The following is a 1,010-nucleotide window of genomic DNA, read 5'->3' on the forward strand; positions in this document are numbered from 1 at the left end:
GGTTGACCGGGCCGTAGCCGATGTTCTCGTGGGTGTAATAGCGGATTTTCTTGTAGCCGGCCACGCGCCGCACCACATGCACTTCGCCGTGGTGGGAATCGCCGCGGCCGGCGATGCAGCCGTCGAAGCGGTCCAGCACTTTGAGCTTGGTGAAGTCGATGCTGTCGGTGTAGTAGTCCACGTGGGTGCGGGTGACATAGGCCTTGCGGCCTTCCCAGTCCAGCCRCTCCACCTGGTAGGGGCTGGACTGCACCATGTGGATGGCGCCTTCGTACAAGGTCAGCGCGGCGGCGGAATAGTCCACCTCGGCGATGATCTGCTGTTTGCCATCGCTGCGGTCGACCACCACGAAGTTGCCGTCGGCCACCGAGCGCAGGCTGACCGCGTTGGCCGGATAGCTGTCGGCGATCCACTCCCAGCGGTCGCCTTCGCGGTGGATCACCTCGGTTTCGGCCAGCGCTTCCAGGAAGACCAGCGGATCGATCGGGCCGAACGGGTCGCCGGCCAGGAACGGAAGCTCGAAGGCGGCGCAGCGGATGTGATCGAACAGGATCAGCGGCTGGTCCGGCGCGATGCGCGCGTGCTCGGGCGAGGCGTCGGCGAAGAAGTCCGGATGGCGGACCACGTACTGGTCCAGCGGCTGCGAACTGGCCACCATTACCCCCAGCGCCGGTTGCTGCCGACGCCCGGCGCGGCCGAAGCGCTGCCAGGTGGCCGCCACGCTGCCCGGATAGCCGTTCAACACGACGACGTCCAGGCTGCCGATGTCCACGCCCAGCTCGAGGGCCGAGGTGCTCACGATGCCGTCGATCAGCCCGGCGCGCATGGCGCGCTCGGTCTCGCGGCGTTCGGTGGGCAGGTAGCCGCCGCGGTAGGCGCGGATCCGCGCGGGCTTGCGCGGGTCATGGTCGAAGATGTCCTTGAGGTACTTGGTCAGCACTTCGACCATCAGCCGGCTCTGCGCGAAGATCAGCGTCTTCAACCCGGACTTGATTGCGATGCGGGCAATC

The 1,010-nt window shown here is 66.9% G+C and carries 1 protein-coding gene; it reads right to left on the reverse strand.

Features of this window, described 5'->3' with window-relative positions:
• The coding region (locus ACXJKJ_RS30160) for a DEAD/DEAH box helicase (RefSeq protein WP_457395023.1) at nucleotides 1–982 on the reverse strand (982 nt) is incomplete at its 3' end.
• Nucleotides 983–1,010: the final 28 nt, after the last annotated feature.

It is taken from the genome of Roseateles sp. P5_E1, from assembly GCF_054049335.1.